Source organism: Candidatus Nomurabacteria bacterium (assembly GCA_020847275.1).
Taxonomy (GTDB): Bacteria; Patescibacteriota; Minisyncoccia; order Phycocordibacterales; family JACOZG01; genus JADLCI01.
In genome coordinates, this window is sequence record JADLCI010000007.1 from 1 (window position 1) to 21,659 (window position 21,659).

General features: G+C 48.3%; 23 protein-coding genes. 20 read left to right on the top strand and 3 right to left on the bottom strand.

Annotated features, from left to right (window positions below; genetic code table 11):
• From IT398_01380 to pgk, 10 genes are all read left to right on the top strand, one after another.
• On the top strand, positions 1–962 hold a 962-nt coding region (locus tag IT398_01380), incomplete at its 5' end, for a tail fiber domain-containing protein (protein MCC6290698.1).
• A gap of 46 nt (positions 963–1,008) precedes the next feature.
• Positions 1,009–1,314 carry a hypothetical protein gene (locus tag IT398_01385; GenBank protein MCC6290699.1) on the top strand — a complete coding sequence of 102 codons (306 nt, stop codon included), beginning with the start codon at positions 1,009–1,011 and terminating at the stop codon, positions 1,312–1,314.
• Between the two features lie 8 nt (positions 1,315–1,322).
• Positions 1,323–2,030: a hypothetical protein gene (locus tag IT398_01390; GenBank protein MCC6290700.1), complete on the top strand. Its 708-nt coding sequence runs from the start codon at positions 1,323–1,325 to the stop codon at positions 2,028–2,030.
• 76 nt (positions 2,031–2,106) lie between these two features.
• On the top strand, positions 2,107–3,828 hold the full coding sequence (locus IT398_01395) for a type II/IV secretion system protein (GenBank protein ID MCC6290701.1): 1,722 nt from the start codon (positions 2,107–2,109) through the stop codon (positions 3,826–3,828).
• Between the two features lie 52 nt (positions 3,829–3,880).
• Positions 3,881–5,095, top strand: coding sequence for a type II secretion system F family protein (locus IT398_01400; protein ID MCC6290702.1), 1,215 nt, complete (start codon positions 3,881–3,883; stop codon positions 5,093–5,095).
• On the top strand, positions 5,092–6,900 hold the full coding sequence (locus IT398_01405; GenBank protein MCC6290703.1) for a prepilin-type N-terminal cleavage/methylation domain-containing protein: 1,809 nt from the start codon (positions 5,092–5,094) through the stop codon (positions 6,898–6,900). Before IT398_01400 ends, IT398_01405 begins: the two co-directional genes overlap by 4 nt.
• Entirely contained in the window at positions 6,897–7,508 is a 612-nt protein-coding gene (locus IT398_01410) for a type II secretion system protein (GenBank protein ID MCC6290704.1), read from the top strand. The genes IT398_01405 and IT398_01410 overlap by 4 nt, the downstream gene beginning before the upstream one ends.
• Complete coding sequence (locus tag IT398_01415) at positions 7,505–8,971, top strand: hypothetical protein (protein MCC6290705.1); 1,467 nt, start codon at positions 7,505–7,507, stop codon at positions 8,969–8,971. Before IT398_01410 ends, IT398_01415 begins: the two co-directional genes overlap by 4 nt.
• A 122-nt stretch (positions 8,972–9,093) precedes the next feature.
• Positions 9,094–9,852 carry a triosephosphate isomerase gene (locus tag IT398_01420; protein MCC6290706.1) on the top strand — a complete coding sequence of 253 codons (759 nt, stop codon included), beginning with the start codon at positions 9,094–9,096 and terminating at the stop codon, positions 9,850–9,852.
• The gene (pgk, locus tag IT398_01425) at positions 9,839–10,978 is read left to right on the top strand and encodes a phosphoglycerate kinase (GenBank protein MCC6290707.1); all 1,140 of its coding nucleotides are present in this window, start codon (positions 9,839–9,841) and stop codon (positions 10,976–10,978) included. The genes IT398_01420 and pgk overlap by 14 nt, the downstream gene beginning before the upstream one ends.
• On the opposite strand, the gene IT398_01430 is transcribed toward pgk, so the two are convergent.
• Positions 10,940–11,305, bottom strand: coding sequence for an HIT domain-containing protein (locus tag IT398_01430; GenBank protein ID MCC6290708.1), 366 nt, complete (start codon positions 11,303–11,305; stop codon positions 10,940–10,942). The genes pgk and IT398_01430 overlap by 39 nt on opposite strands.
• A gap of 18 nt (positions 11,306–11,323) precedes the next feature.
• Between IT398_01430 and recJ the strand changes: the two genes are divergently transcribed.
• The 4 genes from recJ (at position 11,324) to IT398_01450 (ending at position 15,950) form a co-directional block, all read left to right on the top strand.
• Positions 11,324–12,946: a single-stranded-DNA-specific exonuclease RecJ gene (gene recJ, locus IT398_01435; protein MCC6290709.1), complete on the top strand. Its 1,623-nt coding sequence runs from the start codon at positions 11,324–11,326 to the stop codon at positions 12,944–12,946.
• Between the two features lie 193 nt (positions 12,947–13,139).
• On the top strand, positions 13,140–13,559 hold the full coding sequence (locus IT398_01440; protein MCC6290710.1) for a ribonuclease HI family protein: 420 nt from the start codon (positions 13,140–13,142) through the stop codon (positions 13,557–13,559).
• Complete coding sequence (locus tag IT398_01445) at positions 13,534–14,964, top strand: ComEC/Rec2 family competence protein (GenBank protein MCC6290711.1); 1,431 nt, start codon at positions 13,534–13,536, stop codon at positions 14,962–14,964. The genes IT398_01440 and IT398_01445 overlap by 26 nt, the downstream gene beginning before the upstream one ends.
• Positions 14,965–15,062: 98 nt before the next feature.
• Complete coding sequence (locus IT398_01450; GenBank protein ID MCC6290712.1) at positions 15,063–15,950, top strand: MBL fold metallo-hydrolase; 888 nt, start codon at positions 15,063–15,065, stop codon at positions 15,948–15,950.
• 7 nt (positions 15,951–15,957) lie between these two features.
• Here IT398_01450 and IT398_01455 read toward each other — a convergent pair whose 3' ends face one another.
• Complete coding sequence (locus IT398_01455) at positions 15,958–16,155, bottom strand: hypothetical protein (protein MCC6290713.1); 198 nt, start codon at positions 16,153–16,155, stop codon at positions 15,958–15,960.
• Positions 16,156–16,189: 34 nt separating this feature from the next.
• Between IT398_01455 and IT398_01460 the strand changes: the two genes are divergently transcribed.
• From IT398_01460 to fusA, 6 genes are all read left to right on the top strand, one after another.
• Positions 16,190–16,801, top strand: a complete 612-nt coding sequence (locus IT398_01460; GenBank protein MCC6290714.1) for a site-2 protease family protein — start codon at positions 16,190–16,192, stop codon at positions 16,799–16,801.
• A 22-nt stretch (positions 16,802–16,823) separates the two neighbouring features.
• Complete coding sequence (locus IT398_01465) at positions 16,824–17,273, top strand: PKD domain-containing protein (protein ID MCC6290715.1); 450 nt, start codon at positions 16,824–16,826, stop codon at positions 17,271–17,273.
• Positions 17,274–17,357: 84 nt separating this feature from the next.
• Positions 17,358–17,990, top strand: coding sequence for a hypothetical protein (locus tag IT398_01470; GenBank protein MCC6290716.1), 633 nt, complete (start codon positions 17,358–17,360; stop codon positions 17,988–17,990).
• A gap of 85 nt (positions 17,991–18,075) precedes the next feature.
• The gene (gene rpsL / locus IT398_01475) at positions 18,076–18,486 is read left to right on the top strand and encodes a 30S ribosomal protein S12 (GenBank protein ID MCC6290717.1); all 411 of its coding nucleotides are present in this window, start codon (positions 18,076–18,078) and stop codon (positions 18,484–18,486) included.
• A gap of 3 nt (positions 18,487–18,489) precedes the next feature.
• Complete coding sequence (gene rpsG, locus IT398_01480; protein MCC6290718.1) at positions 18,490–18,969, top strand: 30S ribosomal protein S7; 480 nt, start codon at positions 18,490–18,492, stop codon at positions 18,967–18,969.
• A 3-nt stretch (positions 18,970–18,972) separates the two neighbouring features.
• Positions 18,973–21,114, top strand: a complete 2,142-nt coding sequence (gene fusA, locus IT398_01485; protein MCC6290719.1) for an elongation factor G — start codon at positions 18,973–18,975, stop codon at positions 21,112–21,114.
• Positions 21,115–21,187: 73 nt separating this feature from the next.
• Here fusA and IT398_01490 read toward each other — a convergent pair whose 3' ends face one another.
• Positions 21,188–21,553, bottom strand: a complete 366-nt coding sequence (locus tag IT398_01490; GenBank protein MCC6290720.1) for a hypothetical protein — start codon at positions 21,551–21,553, stop codon at positions 21,188–21,190.
• Between the last annotated feature and the right edge of the window lie 106 nt (positions 21,554–21,659).

The following is a 21,659-nucleotide window of genomic DNA, read 5'->3' on the forward strand; positions in this document are numbered from 1 at the left end:
CGAGTTCTGCCTGGGTTCCCCTCGGGGGTGCCAGTGGTGGTGGGGGAGCTGGTGCTGGCACCATTGATTACCTTGCCAAGTGGGCCACCGGCACTACCTTGGGCAATAGTCAGATCTTCGACAATGGCACAAATGTGGGAGTGGGGACGGCGACAGCGGCAGCAAAATTTCAAGTTCAGGCTAACTCGGGAAGACAATTCACGACAACAAACGGTTGGGCGGATCTTTCCTCAACCAGTAATGGTAATGGGCTAATTGCTAGTAATGCCTATTTGGATCAATCCGATGGCCTCTTTAAACACGCGAATAGTAACGGCAGTATTGGTGCCACGGGATTTGTTATGAACTATCCATCCTGGAACTCGGCATCAATTTTTGTAAACAATGGACCATCTACCTCTGGTCTCTCTTTTGCGCCCTCTAGGGTTATTACTTTCTTCCCTAATGCTACGCAGATAAGTGGTACTTTGGATGTAAGTGGCGACACGAATCTTGGCCTCGATTTGAATGTGACCAGAGAGATTAGTGCGGGTGGGACGATTAGGGCTACAAATGGTTTGACAACTTCCGACATTTACCTGACCACTCTCGCGGGCTCTGGGTCGGCGACCAATATTTGTCGTGCGTCGGCCACCGGATTTCTTGGTAGTTGTTCCTCAAGCCTTGTTTATAAGGAAAACATTCGTCCGCTCAATGGTGGTCTCCAGACATTATCTAAAATGAAACCGGTCACATTTGATTGGCGATCAACTCACGAACGAGATGCGGGATTTATTGCTGAAGAAGTTGAGAAGATTTCCCCTCTTTTCATTACTCGCAATGGAGACGGCACGGTTGAGGGAGTGAAATATTCCCAGCTTTCTGTTTTGGCGATAGCGGCAATACAAGAACAACAGGAGCAAATTGAGTCACTGAAAAGAATCGTTTGCCAGGATCACCCCACGGAGGCTTTATGTCGCTAGGTTATCAACAGGGAGATTGTTTCTTTGTGTTATTATTACGGAGTATATGGAACAGCAAAAATTTAATAAGATAGTCATTGTGATTGTCTCTGTTGTCGTGGTTGCCCTTCTGGTTGCTTACTATCTTAATCTCCGAAAGGAGAAAGAGATATTGGTGCCAGAAACAACGGGCCAGTCTTTTACTGAAGCAGAGAGAGAAGCTTTGCTAGAATCTTTGAGGAACGACAAGACAAGTACGATAACCGAAGGTGAGCGACAGGATTTATTGAATAGTCTTAAGTCGTCTGAACAAACGGCTTCCATTACCAACACCAGTCGGGAGCAACTCCTAGAGTCTTTAAAAGCTAAGTAAAATAATTTATGAAATATTTTAAAATTTTGGTTGTCGTACTCTTTACCATTTTAGCTGGTGTGACAGTTGTTCGAGCGGCTTGGAGCGAGCCGGCCTGTGGTCCGACTGGTTGCAATACACCAGAACCGATCAATGTCAGTGTTTCTAGCCAGATTAAGGATGGTGGCTTGGGTGTTTTATCTAATCTTTTTGTGGGGGGCAGTGTCGGTATCGGGACGAGTAATACTGGTGGTGAGAAGTTGGTTGTGAATGGTACAACTCGCCTGCAGTCCGACTTGTTCCTCGGGTCATTTGCTCAGGCCCTCCATGTCAACGGTTCGAGTTTGCATATAAATCCGGCGGCTAGTGGTGGCTTTGATAATGTCATTTTCAATATCGGTAATCAGGGGAATGTTGGTATCAGGACTTGGACTCCGCAGGCGGCGCTTGATGTGGCCGGTGACATAAAGGGTTCTCGTCTGTGTATCGGTTCTGACTGTCGAGATGCCTGGCCAGGCGGCTCTGCACCAGCACCAGCGGCCGCCGATAAGTTTGGTGGCATATATAGCACCTATGGTTTGCCGTTCGCCGGTGAGTGCGGAGTCCCGAATCCTTATACTGGAGGCTGTTCTTGTCCAAGTGGGTACACCGCCCGAGATTTTGTTTATTCTCCTGGTTGGGGCGGTATCGGATCCCTTTTTGCCCCCAGTCATCGCTCAACATATTGTTTCCGCTAATCGGAATTGACTCCGTTTGGAAAAATCCCCGCCAGAGTGGGGATTTTTGTTTGTTATCTTGGTATAATTAAAGTGTATGTGGATTGACCCAAAGCAGTTACAAACTTTTTTGGTTGATGCCGGCTTATTAACAAAAAAAGATTTGGAAACCTTGACCACGGAGGAGCTTCTTCTTGGCAGTGGCAAAATTAGTGAGGATGATTTGCGGCGAGCAAAGGCCTATATCCTCGGAATTCCTTTTGTTGATCTTAAAAAAGAACAAATTGACAAAGAAATTCTTTACCTAATTCCCGAGCCAATTGCCAGAAAACACAACATCATTGCGTTTCGCAAAAATAATGAGGCTCTGGAGGTGGCAATGCTCGACCCGGATGATTTGGGGGCCATTGATTTTATTAAAAAGGGTTCGGGGCTGAAGATTTGGCCCAGGTTGACCGATGTCGCGAGTTTGAAAAATGCCCTACTTCAATATCAGAAAAGTTTAAAAGCGGAATTTGGCGAACTGGTGGGGGCGGAAGCGGCGAAATTGAAGACCCTGAGTGAAGAAGAAGCAGCTGAGTTTGGCGAGAAAGAGTTGAAGGAGATGGCGGAAGATTTACCTGTTGTGCGGATTGTGGACACGCTACTCTCTCATGCCATTACTCAGCAAGCGTCAGATATTCACATTGAGAATTTTGAGAAAGAGGTGGTTATCCGTTACCGAATTGATGGTCTTCTGCATGATGCGATGGTTTTGCCCAAGAATGCTGGTCCTGGTATTGTCGCTCGGGTTAAGGTTCTGGCCAACTTACGCTTGGATGAAAAGCGTTTACCGCAGGATGGTCGTTTCAAAATTGAATTGAATGGTCAGGGGGTTTCTTTCCGTGTCTCAGTTTTACCAACTTATTTTGGGGAGAAGATTGTCATGCGTTTATTGCCAGACACGGCTCGGGGTTTGACTCTAGAACAGGGTGGTTTTCATGGCGAAGCATTGGAACGAATACAGCGGGCAACGACTCAAGCAACAGGAATGATTCTGGTTACCGGTCCGACGGGTTCTGGAAAAAGCACGACTCTCTATACAGTTTTGGAGATTCTTAATCAGCCAGATGTGAATATTTCAACAATCGAGGATCCGGTTGAATATCAAATGCCCCGCGTCAATCAAACTCAAGTGAAACCAGAGATTGGTCTAACTTTTGGCTCTGGTTTAAGGGCCCTAGTTCGTCAGGATCCGGACATAATCATGGTTGGAGAAATTCGAGATAAGGAAACAGCGAGCCTAGCAATCAATGCGTCCCTGACCGGTCACCTTGTATTATCTACTCTACACACTAATTCCGCTGCCGGGGCGATCCCCCGTTTCTTGGACATGGGTGCCGAGCCATTTTTGCTTGTCTCCACTATCAATGTGATTGTGGCGCAGAGATTGGTTCGGCGTTTAGAATCGGGAAGTGAGAAATATTTGTTATCACAAGCGGAGTTAAAAAAGTTGGGCACATCGGTGGATATGGAGCGAGTGTTGAAGTTGTTGAAGGAAGAAAAAATCGTGGCTGCGAATGCTGATTGGAAGAGTATTCCGTTCTACCGGCCCAAGAAAGGCAATGCCGGTGATGGTTACAAGGGGCGCATCGGTATTCATGAGGTTTTAAAAATGTCACCGGCGATTAAGGATTTGGTAATGAAGGGCGCGACATCATCCCAGATTGAGATGCAGGCCAAGTCGGAGGGGATGGCGACAATGCTGGAGGATGGAATCTTTCAGGCCGCGCAAGGTGTGACTTCGATTGAGGAAGTTTTGCGTGTGATTACGGAATAGTGGCGGGTAGTTTTTTGCTCCAGTAGTTTTAAAAAGTTACAATTAAAGTGACGTGAAATATTCTTTTAAAGCACAGAGGGCTGATGGGACATCGACTGAGGGGGAGCGTGAGGCGGTTGACCGTTTCGCCCTGGCGCGTGATTTGCGGGCGGAGGGTTTAACGGTAACCCAAGCGCGTTTACTGGAGGAATTGAGGGTAAAACATCGTCTCCATTTTCCTAGTCCTTTTGGGCGGATTAAAATTAAAGACAAGATTGTTTTTGCCTCGTCACTTGCGGCGATGGTTGGTGCGGGGCTATCACTTGCACGTTCGCTCACGATTCTGGAGCGACAGGTGCTTAACAAGAAATTTAAAAGTGTGATTTCGGCGCTGGGACAGAAGATTAACGGTGGTGAACCTTTCTCGGCCGCCCTGGGAGATTTTCCAGATGTTTTTCCCCCGGTTTTTGTCGCAATGGTCGGCGCCGGAGAAGAGTCAGGTAAACTGTCAGAGGCGCTGGAAGTGGTTCATCAGCAATTAGCGAAGAGTTACGATTTGGAGCGTAAGGTGAAGGGGGCGCTGATTTATCCATCCATCATCGTCATCGTCATTATCGCCATTGGTATTCTGATGATGATTTTCTTGGTTCCAAGCCTGACGACACTTTTCCGAGACTTAAAGGTAGATTTACCTCTTTCTACTCGAGTTGTGATTTGGGTTAGTGATTTTCTCGTTAATCACACGCTTTCCTTTATTATCGGTTTGGTGTTCGTGATTGGAGCCGGTTTTCGGGTGGCGAGAAGTCAGGCGGGGCGTCGTTTCTTGGCGCGGGTTTGGTTGAAGACGCCGGCGATTGGGACAATTATGAAAAATCTAAATGCGGCAGTAACAATGAGGACAATTTCCTCGCTTGTTTCTTCTGGCGTCAGTATGTTGGAGTCGCTTACGATTACTCAAAAGGTGCTCCAGAATTCTTTCTATCAAGAAGTATTGGCAGAAGCTAAGGTTTCAGTAGAGAAAGGGGCGCTGCTCTCGAGTACCTTCAAAAAGTATGAGAATCTTTATCCCGTTTTGGTTGGCGAGATGACAGAAGTTGGTGAGGAAACTGGTAATTTGCCAGGTATGCTTCTGAAGGGAGCCACTTTCTTTGAGGATGAGGTTGAGCAAGCGACGAAAAATCTTTCCACCATCATTGAGCCGGCACTGATGGTTCTGATTGGTATTTTTGTCGGCTTTTTTGCTGTTTCTATGCTCGGGCCGATGTATTCATTAAGTGAAACGATATGAGATCTCTTGGAAAGAAGCAAAGTGGTTTCACTTTGGTGGAAACCTTGGTCGGGGTATTTGTCTTCCTTATTATTGCCCTGGGTATTTATCAGGGTTTCGCTAGTATCCTCGCTTTGGTTCAAGCCTCACGTGCCCGAACAGTGGCCTCACTTCTAGCCAGTGAACAGGTCGAGATTATTCGTAACTTACCCTACCAGCAAGTTGGTGTGGTTAATGGCATCCCGAATGGCGTTCTTCCCCATGTCCAAGTCTTTGCACGGGGCGGGATCACTTTTACGGCGACTACAACTGTTCGTAATGTTGATGATCCATTTGACGGCACGATTGGTGGTAATCCGAATGATATTAATCCGGCCGATTATAAGATCGTCGAAGTGTTGGTGAATTGTTCAATTTGTAAACTGGCTCAACCGCTCGCGTTTACCACTAGTGTGGGCCCGAAAAGTCTGGAGACGGGAAGTGGTAATGGCGCGCTATTTATCCAGGTGTTGGATGCTAGCGGCTTACCGGTGGCGGGCGCAGATATTCACATTGAAAATAATCAGGCTGGTCCAGCCATTGTTATCAACGATCTTACGAATAATGCCGGCATGCTTCAGCTTGTCGATGTGCCACCGGGGAATCTCGCTTACGAGATTAGTGTGACCAAGAGTGGTTATACCAGCAATCAGACCCGTCTACCGGGTGCGGTTGGTAATCCTAACCCGACGATACCCCACTCCACCGTGCTCGCCGGGCAGGTGACTCAGATTACTTTGCCCATTGATCTCGTTAGTCAGTTCAATTTTAAGGCGATCAGGAGTAACTGTTCCCCTGTGGGTAGTGCGGCTTTCAATCTACGGGGGGACAAATTACTTGGGACGAGTCCATCGGTTTACAATTACGACCAGAACCACACGCTTGATGGTTCTGGACAGAGAATAGTGAATAATTTAGAGTGGGACGCGTATCGTTTAAGCATTACGGATGCTGGTTATGACTTGGCGGGGTCTGTCCCACTCTTGCCGCTGACGCTTCCACCTAATACTGAGCAAGATGTTTCATTGGTTCTCGCGTCGAAGAGCTCCAATGCGGTTTTGATTACCGTGAAAGATAGTGCCAGTGGTTTACCGCTCGCTGATGTTTCGGTCGAGCTGAAGCGCGGTAGTTACGACCAGACCTTGCTTACGGATCGTGGTTTTTTCCGACAAACAGATTGGTCTGGTGGCTCGGGACAGACGGATTCTGTCGATAGCAGTCAGTATTTCAGTGACGATGGTAATGTGGACACGGCTGGACTGCTCGGACAGCTACGTTTGCGGTCGGTGTTTGGTAACTATGCTCCAAGCGGCGTCCTTACTTCTTCGACATTTGATACGGGTTCTGATAGTGAAAGTAATTTCTATAATTTGAGCTGGAATCCCTCAACACAGATTGGCGCGACAACGAGTCTTAGATTCCAAATTGCCACCACTCAAGACAGCGCGACTAGCACTTGGGATTATCTTGGCCCAGACGGTACGGCCGATACGTACTACACTGTTTCTGGTGAGAGCATCAATCCTGTTCATAGCGGTGACCGTTTCCTGCGCTATCGGGTATATTTATCTACGACCGATACAGCCATGACACCCGCGCTTGCCGATGTGGCCGTTACCTATGGTTCCGGTTGTTTGCCCTTTGGCCAGGTTTTTTTCAATGGTCTGGTCTCGGCCAGTGATTATGATTTGACGGTGAGTAAGTCGGGTTATCAGACTTATCACAATGACGCCGTGTCTCTGACCAATCCTTGGCAGTCCCTCGATATCCCACTTTTATTGCAATGATTAATAAATTTCACAAAAACGGTTTTACTCTAGTAGAGATTTTGGTTGTTACCGCGATTATCGTGATTGTCTCGCTTGTGTTGGTAAATTTTCAGATCGGTATTTTCCGCCAGAACAACTTTCTTGCGAATAGTTTAACAGGCGAGCAAGACGCTCGATTAGTTATCGGGCATTTGGTTGCCGAATTGCGAGAGGCGGTTCCTTCCGAAGCGGGAGCTTATCCAATTACGCTTGCCGATAAGGACAGGCTTACTTTCTATAGCGATGTTGATCATGATGGACTTCATGATCGGCTCCGCTATTTCTTAGCGACGACAACCCTGATGCGAGGGGTTTTGAAACCGACGGGTGCCCCGCTAGTTTATGTGGAAGGAAATGAGAAGATTAGTCCAGTGATTACAAATGTCGTGAATCCAGCTGCTCAAATTTTTTCTTATTACGATCAGAATTATGCTGGCACTAGCACGGCACTTACCCTTCCTCTTAATATCCCAGATGTGCGCCTGGTGAAGGTTTCTCTGATGATTGAAGCTGATCCGAATCGCTCGCCCGCTCCGGTGACTTACGAAGGGCAGGTTTCCATTCGTAGTTTGAAAGATAATTTATGAAGCATTTTTCTAATAAACAATCTGGCTACCTTCTGATCCAAGCGCTCGTCTTTGGGGCGATTGGGGTGATGATTATTGGAGCACTCGTTTCTTGGGGCGGGAGTAATTTGCGTGCCGCCTCCCAGAATACTTTACGGGAGCAGGCCTTCCATCTGGCGGAGGCGGGAACGGATTACTATCGTTGGCACCTGGCGCATGCCCCGCAAGATTTCAAGGACGGCACCACTAATGATGGTCCCTATGTTCATAATTATTATGACAAGGATGGTGACCTGCTTGGCACATTCACCCTTACAATTACGCCACCGCCACCCGGCTCGACTGTCGTGACCATCCTCTCGGAGGGTCAGCCAGTTGGTTCTGTGATTAAACGTAAGATTGAGACAAAACTCGCTATTCCTTCGCTTGCCAAGTATGCCTTCGTCGCCAATGCCGCAATGCGTTTTGGTGAGGGGACAGAGGTTTTCGGACCCGTTCACTCCAATGACGGTGTTCGGTTTGATGGTTTGGCTCATAACCTAGTCTCTAGTGCCAAGGCAAATTATGATGACCCGGATCACAGTGGTGGGAATGAGTTTGGTGTCCATACTCACGTGAATCCTCCGCCGAGTAGCGGCACGAATGACTCTTTTCGTGCGGCGGAGGCGCCGCCAAACGCGGTTGCCAGTCGCCCAGATGTTTTTATCGCTGGACGGCAGTTTCCCGTTCCAGCCGTGGATTGGAATGGTTTCTCTGCCGATCTATCAACAATCAAGACTCAAGCCCAAGCGAGTGGGCGTTACTTCGGACCCTCGTCCGCTCAGGGTTATCAGATTACCCTGAAAACAGATGACACCTTCGATCTCTTCAAGGTGAATAGTCAGCTTTCACCGCCTTCTGGATGTACTAATTATTTAAGCCAGGTCGGGTGGAGTCCGTGGAGCGTGAATAGTAAGGTCTTGCTTGGCAACTATCCCCTTCCCGCCAATGGACTTGTTTTCGTCGAGGATCATGTCTGGGTGGAGGGGACAATCAATGGTGCCCGACTCACTATTGCTTCGGGTAAATTTCCCGAGAATTCCAATACAAACACCAACATCATTATCAATAATGATTTGAAATATACCAACTACGACGGCCAAGATGTTCTCGCGCTGATTGCCCAGGGGAATCTTCTGGTTGGAATGGTCAGCGACACTGATCTCTGGATTGATGCTGCGCTGATCGCCAAGAACGGTTTCATCGGCCGTTACTATTATCGGCCGCCCACCAGCGGTCAGCGTTGTTCGCCTTATCATGAGCGCGATGCCTTGCGACTCTACGGCATGCTAGCCTCCAAGGAGCGTTACGGTTTCGCCTACACCGATGGTAACGGTTATGAAACTCGCGATATTATCTACGACAGTAAACTTCTCTATGGACCACCTCCCTCATTTCCTCTTACTTCCGATCAATATCAAACGATTTCGTGGCGGGAGTTGTGACAATGTGGGTTCGGGTAGGGTAGTAGTGCCCCCTTGACCCTCGGTCTGCCTCGGCGGATTGGGGGTCAATTTTTTGCCCAGAATAATGGTGTGGCTGTTGCCATTTCTGCTATACTTCGGAAGTGAAAACTAAATTAATTGTCGCCAACTGGAAACTTAATCCTGATTCGCCACGGGAAGCACGGGAGTTATTCACAAGCGTGAAGCGGGTAGCGACCAAACTTCGGAAAGTGGAGACGGTTATCTGCGCTCCGGTCATATTTCTACCTCTTTTGAAGCCCCAGCAGAAACTGTTCTTGGGGGCCCAAGACACTTTCTGGGCACGAGAGGGGGCTTGGACAGGGCAAATTAGTCCGGGAATGGTACGGAAAAGTAGTGTGCAGTATGTGATTCTGGGCCACTCGGAGAAGCGGGCGACCGGTGATTCGGACGCAATCATTAATCAGAAATTGAAGCTAGCTTTGGCCGAGGGCTTGAGAGTGATTCTGTGTGTGGGCGAGAAGGAGCGTGATACTCACGGCGAATATCTGAATATTATCCGCGAACAATTAAACGCCGCTTTGTTAAAAATTCCCAAGAAATTTTCGGCCCAGATTGTCATTGCTTATGAACCGATCTGGGCGATCGGGGAACAGGCGCGTTCAAGCGATACGCCTCATGATTTCCTCCAGCAGGCGATTTTCATCAGGAAAGTTTTGAGCCATTGGTGCGGACACGCTCCCGCCCTAACAATCCCTGTGCTCTATGGTGGCTCGGTGGATGGGAAAAATGCCGCCGGTTTCCTCCAAGAAGGTCAGGCTGATGGCTTACTTGTTGGTCGTTCATCATTGCGTTCCGATATTTTTAATCAAATCTTAAAGACAGCGAATGCTTTGGCTTGACGACATTTCTCGAGATGCCTTGCGAAATCGACGAGTTTTACTTCGGCTCGATTTGAATGTTCCTGTCTTGCATGGAGCGGTGCAAGATGATTTTCGGATTCGCCGGACCGTTCCCACGGTCAAGAAACTGCTTGATTCTGGCACCCAGCTGATTATTCTTAGTCATTTTGGTAAAGAGAAAGAAAGCCTTGCGCCGGTTGCGAAATATCTGGAGCAGTTTTTTCCTGTCCTTTTCGTTTCCAATCTTGCTACAATCCCGCCAAGTACGAAATGGCCGATGGGTGTGGCGGTGGTGCTGGAGAATCTGCGGCAAAACGCTGGCGAAGAAATGAATTCTTCGGATTTCTCGAGTCAGATTGCGGCGCAGGGGGATATTTTTGTTAACGAAGCTTTCTCGGTTTCCCACCGGGCTCACGCTTCCATTATTGGTTTGCCGAATCTTTTGCCAAGCTACGCTGGGTCTGGATTTGCCGAGGAGGTAAAGCAACTTTCTCAACTTTTCCAACCGGAGAAACCATTGGCCGTGATTGTCGGTGGCGTGAAATTTGGCACCAAATTACCCCTGGTTCGGAAGTTTTTGAATATTGCCGACAAGATCTTTGTTGGCGGAGCGCTGGCGCACAATTTTTTCAAACTCAAAGGTTATGAGATTGGTCTCTCGGTTTGGGACGACAGTGTCCGCGACTTAGATGACCTATTGATGGACGAACGGGTTATTCTACCCAGTGAGGTTTTGGTGAGGCAGAATGATTATGTGGGTGTCACAACACCAGATAAGGTGCAAGCGGACGGAATGATTGTCGATGCGGGGCCGGCAGTCTTGGGCCAACTGGCGGAACTGGTGAATGACTCTCAGACCATACTCTGGAACGGTCCGCTCGGTAATTATGAAGATGGTTACGCCGATGCCACACTGGATCTAGCCCGCTTGCTGGCTGGGCACGGCGCGCGCGTGGTGATTGGTGGCGGTGACACTATTGCCGCGGTGGAGAAATTAAACTTGTTTGACCGTTTTCGCTTTGTCTCCACCGGCGGCGGTGCGATGTTGGATTTCTTGGCGGAGGCGACCCTGCCCGGGATTAAGGCGTTAGAGGAGAGCGCGAAGAAGTTTGGCGTTGGTTTCTAAGTCTGTTTTATCGCCCACGGCTAGGCGTGGGTCTGGGAAAATCCAGATATGAGCGTGGCTGACATCTTCACCGGTTACTCGACTCCAGACCCCCTCAATTCCGAAGGCTTTTTGTTGCGCTTTGGCAATTTTACGAACGGTTTCAAAATATTCACCCACATTTGGCACATCCCAGACCCAGCGGTGATGCTGTTTCGGAATTACTTGCACATGGCCAGGGGATTGAGGGTTGATGTCCAGAAAGGCTAAGAAGCTTTCGTTCTCGTAAACGATATGGGCCGGGATTTCCTTCTTCACAATTTTGCAGAAAACACAGTTCGAATCCATTTGTTATAATCTTAGCTCATGATTTCTGATTTGTTAAATCGGCTGGTAACGGAGCGCGGGCTTATTTTAGAACCAAATTATCGACGCGATATTTCTGATCCCTTTTTGTTGTCGGGGATGGATCGTGCCGTGACACGGATTCTTGGAGCAATAAAGACTGGTGAGAAAGTCATAATTTTTGCCGATTACGACGCCGACGGCGTGCCCGGAGCGGCCGTTCTTTCCGAATTTTTTAAGAAAGTGGGTTTTGCTAATTTTGAGGTTTATATCCCGAACCGCCACACGGAAGATTATGGCTTGATGGCGAAATCGATAAGAGAGTTTGCCCAAAATGGGGCGAAACTAATTATCACTATTGATTGCGCGATTACCAATGTGGTTGAAGTTAAGCTCGCGGGAGAGCTGGGTCTAGATGTGATTATTACTGACCATCACCTGCCGCCAGAAGTTTTGCCGCCAGCCTTTGCCATTGTGAATCCAAAAGTGCCGGGTGACCAGTATCCTGACAAGATGCTCTGTGGTGCGGGGGTTATTTTCAAGGTTGTTCAGGCGCTTGTCTTGCGTGGCGGTTTCGAGGTTGGTGAGAATTGGGAGAAGACCTTGCTTGATCTCGTTGCGATTGCGACGATCTCTGATCGCGTTCCACTGGCGGGAGAGAATCGGGCTTTGGCCAAGTTTGGTTTAATGATTCTCCAGCGCACACGCAGACCCGGTCTGCTCGCCCTCTTCGCAACGGGTAAGATTAAACGGCAATTTGTCACAGAGGACGATATTGGCTTTATGATTGCACCCCGCCTGAATGCCGCTAGCCGAATGAGCCACGCTTCCGAAGCTTATTTCTTGCTCACCACACCGGATCTAAGCCAAGCCGGGACGATGGCGGCCCATCTGGAGGAAAAAAATAATGAACGGAAGAAACTGGTGGAGCAAATTCTAGAAGCGGTTGAGAATACTTCTACTTCGCAAGAATTAAAGGATGTCATTGTGGTCGGCAATGCGAGCTGGTCGCCCGGTGTTCTTGGGTTGGCCGCGAGTAAGCTGGCGGAGAAGTTTGGCCGTTCCGTCTTTGTCTGGGGAGGAAATAATGGAGAAGTGAAGGGTTCTTGTCGTTCGGACGGCACTATTAATCTGGTGGAATTGATGCGCGCGGCCGGTGGAGCAGAATTCTTCACCGCTTTCGGTGGTCATGCGGCGGCCGGGGGTTTCTCACTTGCTTCGGGGAAGGTAGACGAGTTAGGGCCGAAATTACTGGCCGCCTCTAAGCAAGTTCCGAAGTTCGTAAAAGCGGAAGAGAAGAACTTTGATGCCACCGTTTCTCTCGATGAGATTGGCGAAGAGGTTTGGAAGACACTTGAGCAACTCGCGCCCTTCGGTGAAGGTAATCCTAAACCAATTTTCCATTTCCCTAATTTAGAAATTGTCCGAGCGAAAACTTTTGGCAACGGCGGGATTCATCTAGAGCTTAGTTTCAAGAAAACTTCGGGGGAGATTGTTTGCGCCATTGGTTTCTTCACAGCAATGGATAAGTTTAAGAATGTGACGCTGGAGGTTGGCCGGAAGATTGATTTACTCGCCACACTGGAGAAATCTTATTTCAAAACCAAACCAGAGATCAGATTGAGGATTGTGGACATCAGGTGAGTATCCGGACGGGTGGTTCGATGGCAGCCGTGTGTTCTCTCGCAATTCTGTGCTTGAATCCTCGGAACCTGTGTCGGCTACAAGCTGACCCTCTGTCCCTTGGACCCTTTGACCCTCGGTTCGTGCTTGCACGGATTGGGGGTCAATTTTTTGTCAGAAAAAGTCTTATCGCTTACAATGGGGCGAAACAATGATGACGAAAATTATTTTACAGACTGACGGCGGTGCGCGTGGTAATCCGGGTCCGGCGGGCGCGGGCGTAGTAGTTTTAAGCGAGACCGGAGAAATTTTAAAAACAGCGAAGAAGTTCTTGGGTGAGAGGTTGACGAATAATGAAGCGGAATATTTGGCCCTCCTTTTCGGCCTAGAAAATTTACCAAGTTTGATTGGCGAGAGAGGGGAAGCTGAAGTGGTTGTGCGCCTAGACAGTGAACTGGTGGTGAAGCAGTTGAACGGCGATTACAAGGTGAAAGAGCCGAGGCTGAAAGAGTTGGCGCAGGGGGTTAAGGATTTGAGTCATATTTTTTCTGCTGTAACTTTCACGCACATCCCGCGAGAAGAGAATAAATTAGCAGACAAACTGGCCAATGAGGCGATGGACCTTCTTTCTTAGTTTTTTCTCCGGCACAGCGGCGGGGACAATGTGGCGGTTTGATCTGGCGCTCGCCGGAGCACTTGTCTTGGCGGGGATAATTTTCTGGTTCAGCCATATTTTCTATTACCGGAGTCGGTCGAGGGTGCTTTTTTTGGCAACGATTTTCTGTTTCACTTTTGGGCTGGCGGCGATGCGGGGGACGCTTTCTCTTGGTCCTGTATCACGCCCGCTTGATGTTTTTGTGGGAGAGAAGGTGCAGTTGTCGGGTTTAATCTCTGCCGAGCCAGATGAACGGGAGAAAACGGTAAGGCTCACTTTCACTCCCGATCATTCAGATGAGAAAATTATGTTGGTGGCCGGGAAATATCCGGCGCATTTCTACGGTGAGCGGTTAGTGGTGAGGGGAAAATTGGACAAGCCAGAAAACTTTGAAACAGATACCGGGCGGGAGTTTGACTACATTAATTATCTGGCAAAAGACGAGGTTTATTATTTGATCAATCGGCCAGAGTTGGAATCACTTGGCGCGAGTGGGAGCTGGCTGGTGTCCGCGCGGGGACAGTTATTTCGTTTCAAAAACTTTTTTCTGACTCGTCTCACTTCTGTTTTGCCGGAACCGCACGCCTCACTTCTCGGTGGGATTGTGATTGGGGCGAAACGCGGTTTACCGGATGAATGGCAGGATCGTTTCCGTGTCGTTGGTCTCTCTCATGTCGTGGTCCTTTCTGGCTATAACATCACGATTGTTTCTGAGGCGGTGCTGAAAGTATTTGCCTTCCTGCCGATGCTCTGGGGTCTTGCTGGTGGTGCTGGAGCAATTCTTCTCTTCACTCTGGCGACCGGCGCCTCAACTACCGCTGTGCGCGCGGCGATTATGGCCTTGGTGGCTCTCCTTGCTCGGGCCACCGGGCGGGTTTATCAATCTCTTGACGCCTTATTTCTCGCCGCGTTTCTAATGATTCTGATTCAGCCGAAAGTTTTACTTTTTGATATCAGTTTTCAGCTTTCATTCCTCGCGACGTTTGGCATAATTGTTGGGCCACCAATTCTACAAAAGTATTTCCAGAAGGTGCCGGAGAGATTTGGTTTACGGGAAATGACAGTTACAACTATCTCGGCTCAACTTTTTGTTCTACCCTGGATTCTTTATAAGTTGGGTCAACTCTCGCTGGTGGCCTTGCCGCTCAATCTTCTTGTCCTCGCCTTCATTCCCTTCACTATGTTATTGGGTTTTCTCACTTTTGTTTTCGCCCCGTTTGCGTATCTGGCATATCTTTTTCTCGCCTATGACTTGTGGTTGGTAGAAATTTTCGCCGCCCTACCTTTCGCCGCCGTGAATATTTCTTATTTCCCGCTCTGGCTAGTTGCGCTGGTTTATCTTGCTTACTTCTGGTTTGGGTATAAAAAAAGGGCCCGTCGTTGAGACGGGCCCCGGTCCCCGAACCCTCGGGCCGGAGAGTTGAGAAAGGAAATTCTCGTGGGGACCACAGATAGCCTATCTCAAGTGCTATAATCTGTCAAATGTTTTCCGGACAAAAGAAGGTCAAATGGATTTTGGTTTTTCTTTTATTGTTTGCCAATTTTCTGGTTTGGCAAAGTGTAAATGGAGATAGAAGTCGCGATTTCTTCACTCTGGCGGTGCTTGATGTCGGACAAGGCGATAGCATTTTTATTGAAGATACCGCGGGGCATCAAATTCTGGTTGATGGCGGTCCCGATCAGAGTGTGCTTGCCGAATTACCAAAACTAATGTCTGTCTTCGACCGCTCAATTGATCTGCTCGTTCTCACTCACCCGCACGCGGATCACCTCACGGGTTTGGTGGAAATCCTTAAGCGTTATCGGGTGAGTGGTGTGCTGGAGGCGGGTGCGATTTATGACAGCGCTATCTATGACGAGTGGCATCGATTGCTTAAAGAAAAGAATATCCCCGTTGTTGTTGCTCGGCGGGGAGAGCGGGTTATTCTCGCTGATAATTCCAGACTAGAGGTGCTAGCTCCGTCTGTCAGTTGGCAGGATCGGGGAGCGAAAAATATTCACGATTCAATGGTTGTAACGAGGTTGATTGTGGCCAGTTCTTCCGTTGCCCTGCTGACCGGAGATATGGAGAGTGATTTGGAAGATAGACTACTCTCGGACGGAACTAATCTGTCGGCGCAAATTTTGAAGGTTGGGCACCACGGTTCCAAGACTTCTACGGGTGGAAGTTTTCTCCGCGCAGTAGCACCGAAATTTGCCGTCATCTCGGTTGCGCGAGAAAATCGGTATGGTCACCCTCACCCCCAAACTCTAGGGGTTTTACAAAATTTTGGAGTAGAAATTCTGCGAACCGACGAACTGGGGACGATTACTTTCCGGATAGATAAATCGGCTGGTGTTGTTTTTCTTGAGAGGGGGCGATTCGAATAAATCTGCTCTATTTAAGTTGGAGTTGTTTACCCTTCTTAATGCACTTAGCGCAGAGTTTGATTCGGCCACCGCTTGGAAGTTTGGCCCACTGAAGATTAGGATAATGCCTTGTGGCACCGGTTGGGTTGAACTGTGTGGCACGGGTGCGGTTGGAGTAGCCACCGCCCATAGCCGAAGTTCTCTGACAAGTGGGGCAGGTTTTCATAATTAAACCCGAATGTTATCATAGATGAAAATTTATGCAACCGCTTGATCCAATTTTTCTCATCGTTGTTCTCGTTATGTCGGTGGTAATCCACGAGGTGTCACACGGTTATGTTGCTGATCTGCTTGGCGACCCGACGGCTCGTCTTGCCGGACGCCTGACCCTTAATCCGCTGAAGCATCTCGACTGGCTCGGCTCTGTCATTGTCCCTCTTTTTCTCTATCTCTTGCCTGGCGGCTTGATGTTTGGCTGGGCCAAGCCAGTACCCTATAACCCTTATAATCTCCGGGCTGGTCGTTGGGGCCCGGCTTATGTGGCGCTGGCCGGCCCGGCTTCTAATCTCTTAATTGCTTTAATATTTGGTTTGTCATTGCGAAACGGTTTATTGCCGGGGAGTGCGGTGTCTTTTGTGGCGACTCTTGTGCTGATCAATTTAATGCTCGCGATGTTTAACCTGATACCCATTCCACCCCTCGATGGTTCAAAGGTGCTTTTCGCCGTCTTGCCAAACTCTCTGAATTGGTTGGAGGAGTGGTGGCTGCGGCATCAATTATTTATCCTTATTATATTTATTTGGCTCATATCATCGACAACCCTGTTAGAGCGTCTGGTTTTTGGTCTATTCCGTTTAGTTGCCGTTGGTTAGTGATTCGGGATATAATCCAGAGATGAGAAAACAGTTATGGCTATTGGCATTGGTCGGGTTTGCAATTCTGCCTTTGTCGGTGGAGGCGGAAACTAACTTGCGTGGTGTCTTGGAAGAAGTAGCTCTTCGTCTCGGTCTTCCAAAATCCCAGCTTTCCCTGGTTTCCTTCTCTCCAAATTTTCCACCAGTAATTAATAGTTTGGTAGGAGAGAAGGTCTTAAAAGTAAAAGAGACCGGTCGTTGGACACTCGGCGCAACGGATCCGGAGGGTGGCTCAATGGCTTACACTTTCTCTTGGGGCGACAGTATTAATGTCGAGAAAACTAAGCCAGCCCGTTTTCCCGGCCAAGTCGAGCAGTTCATTACTTTCAACCACGCCTACACACAGCCCGGTTCTTATACGATAAATGCCTTGGTGACGGATGATACAGGTCAAATGAGCAAGAAGTCAGTGATTGTGGAAGTGAGATAATAATTCTTACACTTTTCGTTGTACGGGTGTATTATCAAGTAAGTGGTCGTGTCGCTGGTTTATAAGATTTAGCAATATATCTAGATGAAAAAAATTTCAGTACTAGTTTTGTTTTTGGCATTTATTTTTTCGCCGGTCTTAGTCAGGGCGGAAAATGGCGTGTTAGAACAGGCCCAGGTTTCAGTTCCATCTGTAATCGCTCGGGAATTTCCCGCTGTCCCCGCCACGATTTTTTCGAGACTTTTTCAGGTACTTAATTCCAAACAAGTAGAAAGTCAAATGCGCAGCGGTAGTAGGCCGGCAGTTGAGAAGCTCTTTAATAAACCCCCATGTTCTGGCATTGATTGTGCTACACGGGGTTCGGTCTATACCTCTACCTCTGACACAGCAACGAAGGAGGCGGTAGTAAAAAATATGATGGTTCTCCCCACCTGTCTTTATGGTGATTTATATGATCGTCAGACAGGTAGCTTCTGTCTATCTAATCCAGGACACGGCCCATGTCGGGCGGGTGACATCTTTAATAGTCAGAACGGGACTCGTTGTGTCTCAACCAATGAAACAGGTGTTAGTTATCACCCCGTTGACGTTAATCACGATTATCGGGTTACCTTGGAGGAAGTAACCGCCTATGCCTCTGCTCATCCTTCGTCCGATCTTAATTTGATTTCGGCAATCAAGATCTGGCGGAACGGGGAGACCTACCTTGCGTACTAGAGTCTGGTATATTTGAGCCATTGACCACAAGCAACCAGTTTGCTAGGATAAAAACACTCGCTAGGGCGAGTGTTTTTCTCAAAAAATGTCTACAATCAATCAATTAGTCAGACGCAAGCGTCAAATTATCCGCCGGAAAACTACTTCGGTGGCGATGTCGCTTGGTTTCAATAATCTCAAGAATCGACCGGTCTTTTATCCCGCGCCTTTTAAGCGCGGTGTTTGTACCCAGGTTAAGACAACTACACCGAAGAAACCAAACTCCGCAATCCGTAAAATTGCCCGGGTTCGACTCACAAACGGTATGGAAGTGACAGCCTACATCCCCGGAATCGGTCATAAGTTGCAAGAGCACTCGGTGGTGATGATCCGTGGCGGGAGAGTGAAAGATTTACCGGGTGTTCGTTATCATATTGTGCGAGGACGGCTGGATGCCGAGGGAGTGGAGAATCGGAAGAAGGGACGTTCGCTTTATGGTGTTAAGCGGCCCAAATAATTTATGCGACGGAAATTAAAGTCAAAGAGAGTTCTAGAACCGGATTATCGTTATCAGTCGCCCAAGGTGGCGAAGCTGATTAATTATGTGATGGAGAAGGGCCATAAGAACATTGCCCGGGAAATCGTTTACGGCGCTTTCACTGACATTAAGACTCAAACAAAGAAAGAGCCATTGGAAATCTTCGATCTGGCGCTTCAGAATTCTGGCCCGCTAATGGAAATTAAGACTCGGCGAGTGGGTGGTGCCAATTATCAGATTCCTCACGAAGTGAGCGATGCTCGTAAGCTCACGCTTTCGTTACGCTGGATTTTAGAATTTGCTCGGGCAAAGAAAGGGAAGACGATGCAGAAACGACTGGCCGAAGAGATAATGGCGGCGGCGAAGGGAGAAGGTGAGACGATCAAGCGTCGAGAGAATGTGCATAAGATGGCGGAGGCTAATCGTGCCTTTGCCCACTTTGCCCGTAAGCCTCAAAGTTAGAAAATGGCTGACTATCCGATTGATAAGATTCGTAATATCGGTGTTATCGCGCACATTGATGCTGGTAAAACAACGACCAGTGAGCGTATTCTATTTTATACGGGAATTTCCCATAAGATTGGTGAAGTGCATGAGGGTGATACGGTAATGGATTGGATGGAGCAAGAGCGCGAGCGCGGTATCACAATTACCGCCGCCGCGACAACCGCTTACTGGATTCCGACTGAAGCGATTGATAAGGAAAAGGAGAAAGTTAAGCTAAACATCATTGACACTCCCGGACACATTGATTTTACAATTGAAGTGAAGAGAAGTTTGCGAGTTTTGGATGGGGCGGTGGTTGTCTTCGACGGAGTTGCTGGCGTGGAGCCGCAGTCGGAGACAAACTGGCGTTATGCTGATGACTACAAAGTGCCAAGAATCTGCTTTATCAATAAATTGGATCGCACTGGTGCTTCTTTTGATAACTCCTTCAACTCTATTCTGAATCGGCTATCTCCGAAAGCGGTTAAGCTGCAGATTCCTGATGGTCACGAGGCGGACTTTAAGGGAATTGTCGACCTATTGACGATGGAGTACATCACTTTCAGCGGGGAGAAGGGTGAAAGGGTTGAAAAAAGTAAAGAAATCCCAGCTCATTTGCAAGAACAGGTGACCAAAGAAAGGGCGATAACTATTGAGAAGATTGTGGAACAAGATGATGTGGCGATGACGGATTATCTGGAGGGTAAAGAGATTCCCCTTGCTCGTCTTCGAGCGATTATTCGCACGGCGACAATTACTAATAAAATCTTTCCCGTCTTTGCTGGTTCCGCTTTGAAAAATAAGGGCGTCCAGCTGGTGCTTGATGCCGTTGCGTATTATTTACCAAGTCCGCTGGATATTCCGCCAGCGAGAGCCGTGGACGAGAAGACAGGTGAGGCGATTACTGTCGCGCCAGCCGACAACTTGCCATTTGCTGCTCTTGCCTTCAAAACGGCGACAGACCCATTTGTGGGCGCGCTCACTTTCTTTCGCGTCTACGCCGGTACCCTAACCTCTGGCTCATACGTTCTCAACCCGCGCACTGGTAATCAGGAGCGTATCAGTCGTATTGTTCGTCTACACGCGAATGATCGTGAAGAGGTGAAAGAAATTTTTGCCGGCAATATTGCCGCGGCAGTTGGTTTGAAGGATACCAAAACTGGTGACACTCTTTGTACTCCAGATAAACCGGTTTTGTTGGAGGGTATTGATATTCCCGAACCAGTTATCTCGCTTCGGATTGAGCCGAAAACGAAACAAGATCAGGAAAAGATGGGACTAGCTTTACGGAAACTTTCCGACGAAGATCCAACCTTCAGAATTAAGTCTGACGAGGAAACTGGCGAGACAATCATCTCTGGTATGGGTGAACTACATTTAGAAATTATCGTTGATCGGATGAAGCGTGAGTTTAGCGTCGAGGCCAATGTCGGCCGACCGCAAGTGGCTTATCGAGAGACAATTACCCAGCCGGCCGAGGCGGAGGGAAAGTACATCAAACAATCTGGTGGTCGTGGTCAGTATGGCCATGTTCGCATCCGGTTTAAACCTCTTGAGCCTGTTAATCCAGAGAAGAAAATCGCTAAGAATATTACACGGGAAGCTCATTTTGAGTTTATTAATTCAATCAAGGGAGGTGTTGTGCCTCAAGAATACATCACGCCGGTGGAGAAGGGTCTTCGTGAAGCGATGGAACGCGGGGTGGTCGCTGGTTTCCCAATGGTGGATGTTTCTTGTGAGCTGTACGATGGTTCCTATCATGAAGTCGATTCCTCGGAAATGGCCTTCAAAATTGCCGCTTCGATGGCGTTTCAGGAGGGCGCAAAACGTTGCACCCCTGTTCTTCTTGAGCCGGTCATGAAGGTGGAGATTACTGTGCCGGAAAAATTTATGGGAGACGTTACCGGCTCACTGGCTGGACGACGCGGACAGATTGAGGGGACAGAGGATCGTGGTTTGATTAAGGCGGTACGGGCAACTGTTCCACTATCTGAGATGTTTGGTTACATGACCACGCTTCGTTCTATGACCGAGGGGCGGGGAAACTTTACGATGGAATTTGAGAAATACGAAATTGTTCCCGCAAATGTCGCGGCGAAAATCGTGGAGACTCGGAAGTAGGTTGCAAGTCAAAAAAAGTTCCGACAAGCTTTTGCTCTGTCGGAACTTTTAGAATTGGCGATCACCCCCTTTCCTAATTCAAACTTGAAACCGCGACGCGCATCGCTTTTTGCGCTGATGGCACTTGTGATGGGGGAGCTGGTATGACCGGAATCCGTTCCTTGGCTTCGCCGATTGTTTGAGCGATTGCCTTAGGGGATCCGTCTCGAAGCCAGAGTTGACTGCGGTCTATCATCCTCTCTAGTCCGAGACGGATTGTTTCCCCTTGTTTTTCTGGATCGTAACGTGTCGGAACGGCAATTGCGACTTGTTCGATTTCGATGTCGCGATAACCCTGTAGGGCTAGGGTGTTATTCTCCCCGCTGTTCGACATGCTACACCCGACCGAAATGAGCATCATCAGAATCACAAACAGCCAGGCAAACTTCTCAATCTTCATCACTGTCCTCCCGTAAAAAGGGTGAATGTAATGATCCAAAAACGCCACTTCTACTATAGCAGAGAAACAATTTTTAAACCATTGGCAATTGTGTCATAATGAGATC

Excerpts from the sequence above, each read along its gene's own strand:
- IT398_01470 (MCC6290716.1), top strand. The coding sequence starts at position 17,358 with ATGAAAAAAATTTCAGTACTAGTTTTGTTTTTGGCATTTATTTTTTCG.
- IT398_01455 (MCC6290713.1), bottom strand. The coding sequence starts at position 16,155 with ATGAAAACCTGCCCCACTTGTCAGAGAACTTCGGCTATGGGCGGTGGC.
- rpsL (MCC6290717.1), top strand. The coding sequence starts at position 18,076 with ATGTCTACAATCAATCAATTAGTCAGACGCAAGCGTCAAATTATCCGC.
- IT398_01490 (MCC6290720.1), bottom strand. The coding sequence starts at position 21,553 with ATGAAGATTGAGAAGTTTGCCTGGCTGTTTGTGATTCTGATGATGCTC.
- IT398_01415 (MCC6290705.1), top strand. The coding sequence starts at position 7,505 with ATGAAGCATTTTTCTAATAAACAATCTGGCTACCTTCTGATCCAAGCG.
- IT398_01395 (MCC6290701.1), top strand. The coding sequence starts at position 2,107 with ATGTGGATTGACCCAAAGCAGTTACAAACTTTTTTGGTTGATGCCGGC.
- pgk (MCC6290707.1), top strand. The coding sequence starts at position 9,839 with ATGCTTTGGCTTGACGACATTTCTCGAGATGCCTTGCGAAATCGACGA.
- fusA (MCC6290719.1), top strand. The coding sequence starts at position 18,973 with ATGGCTGACTATCCGATTGATAAGATTCGTAATATCGGTGTTATCGCG.
- IT398_01450 (MCC6290712.1), top strand. The coding sequence starts at position 15,063 with ATGTTTTCCGGACAAAAGAAGGTCAAATGGATTTTGGTTTTTCTTTTA.
- IT398_01405 (MCC6290703.1), top strand. The coding sequence starts at position 5,092 with ATGAGATCTCTTGGAAAGAAGCAAAGTGGTTTCACTTTGGTGGAAACC.
- IT398_01390 (MCC6290700.1), top strand. The coding sequence starts at position 1,323 with ATGAAATATTTTAAAATTTTGGTTGTCGTACTCTTTACCATTTTAGCT.
- IT398_01440 (MCC6290710.1), top strand. The coding sequence starts at position 13,140 with ATGACGAAAATTATTTTACAGACTGACGGCGGTGCGCGTGGTAATCCG.
- rpsG (MCC6290718.1), top strand. The coding sequence starts at position 18,490 with ATGCGACGGAAATTAAAGTCAAAGAGAGTTCTAGAACCGGATTATCGT.
- IT398_01385 (MCC6290699.1), top strand. The coding sequence starts at position 1,009 with ATGGAACAGCAAAAATTTAATAAGATAGTCATTGTGATTGTCTCTGTT.
- IT398_01465 (MCC6290715.1), top strand. The coding sequence starts at position 16,824 with ATGAGAAAACAGTTATGGCTATTGGCATTGGTCGGGTTTGCAATTCTG.
- recJ (MCC6290709.1), top strand. The coding sequence starts at position 11,324 with ATGATTTCTGATTTGTTAAATCGGCTGGTAACGGAGCGCGGGCTTATT.
- IT398_01410 (MCC6290704.1), top strand. The coding sequence starts at position 6,897 with ATGATTAATAAATTTCACAAAAACGGTTTTACTCTAGTAGAGATTTTG.
- IT398_01445 (MCC6290711.1), top strand. The coding sequence starts at position 13,534 with ATGAGGCGATGGACCTTCTTTCTTAGTTTTTTCTCCGGCACAGCGGCG.
- IT398_01430 (MCC6290708.1), bottom strand. The coding sequence starts at position 11,305 with ATGGATTCGAACTGTGTTTTCTGCAAAATTGTGAAGAAGGAAATCCCG.
- IT398_01460 (MCC6290714.1), top strand. The coding sequence starts at position 16,190 with ATGCAACCGCTTGATCCAATTTTTCTCATCGTTGTTCTCGTTATGTCG.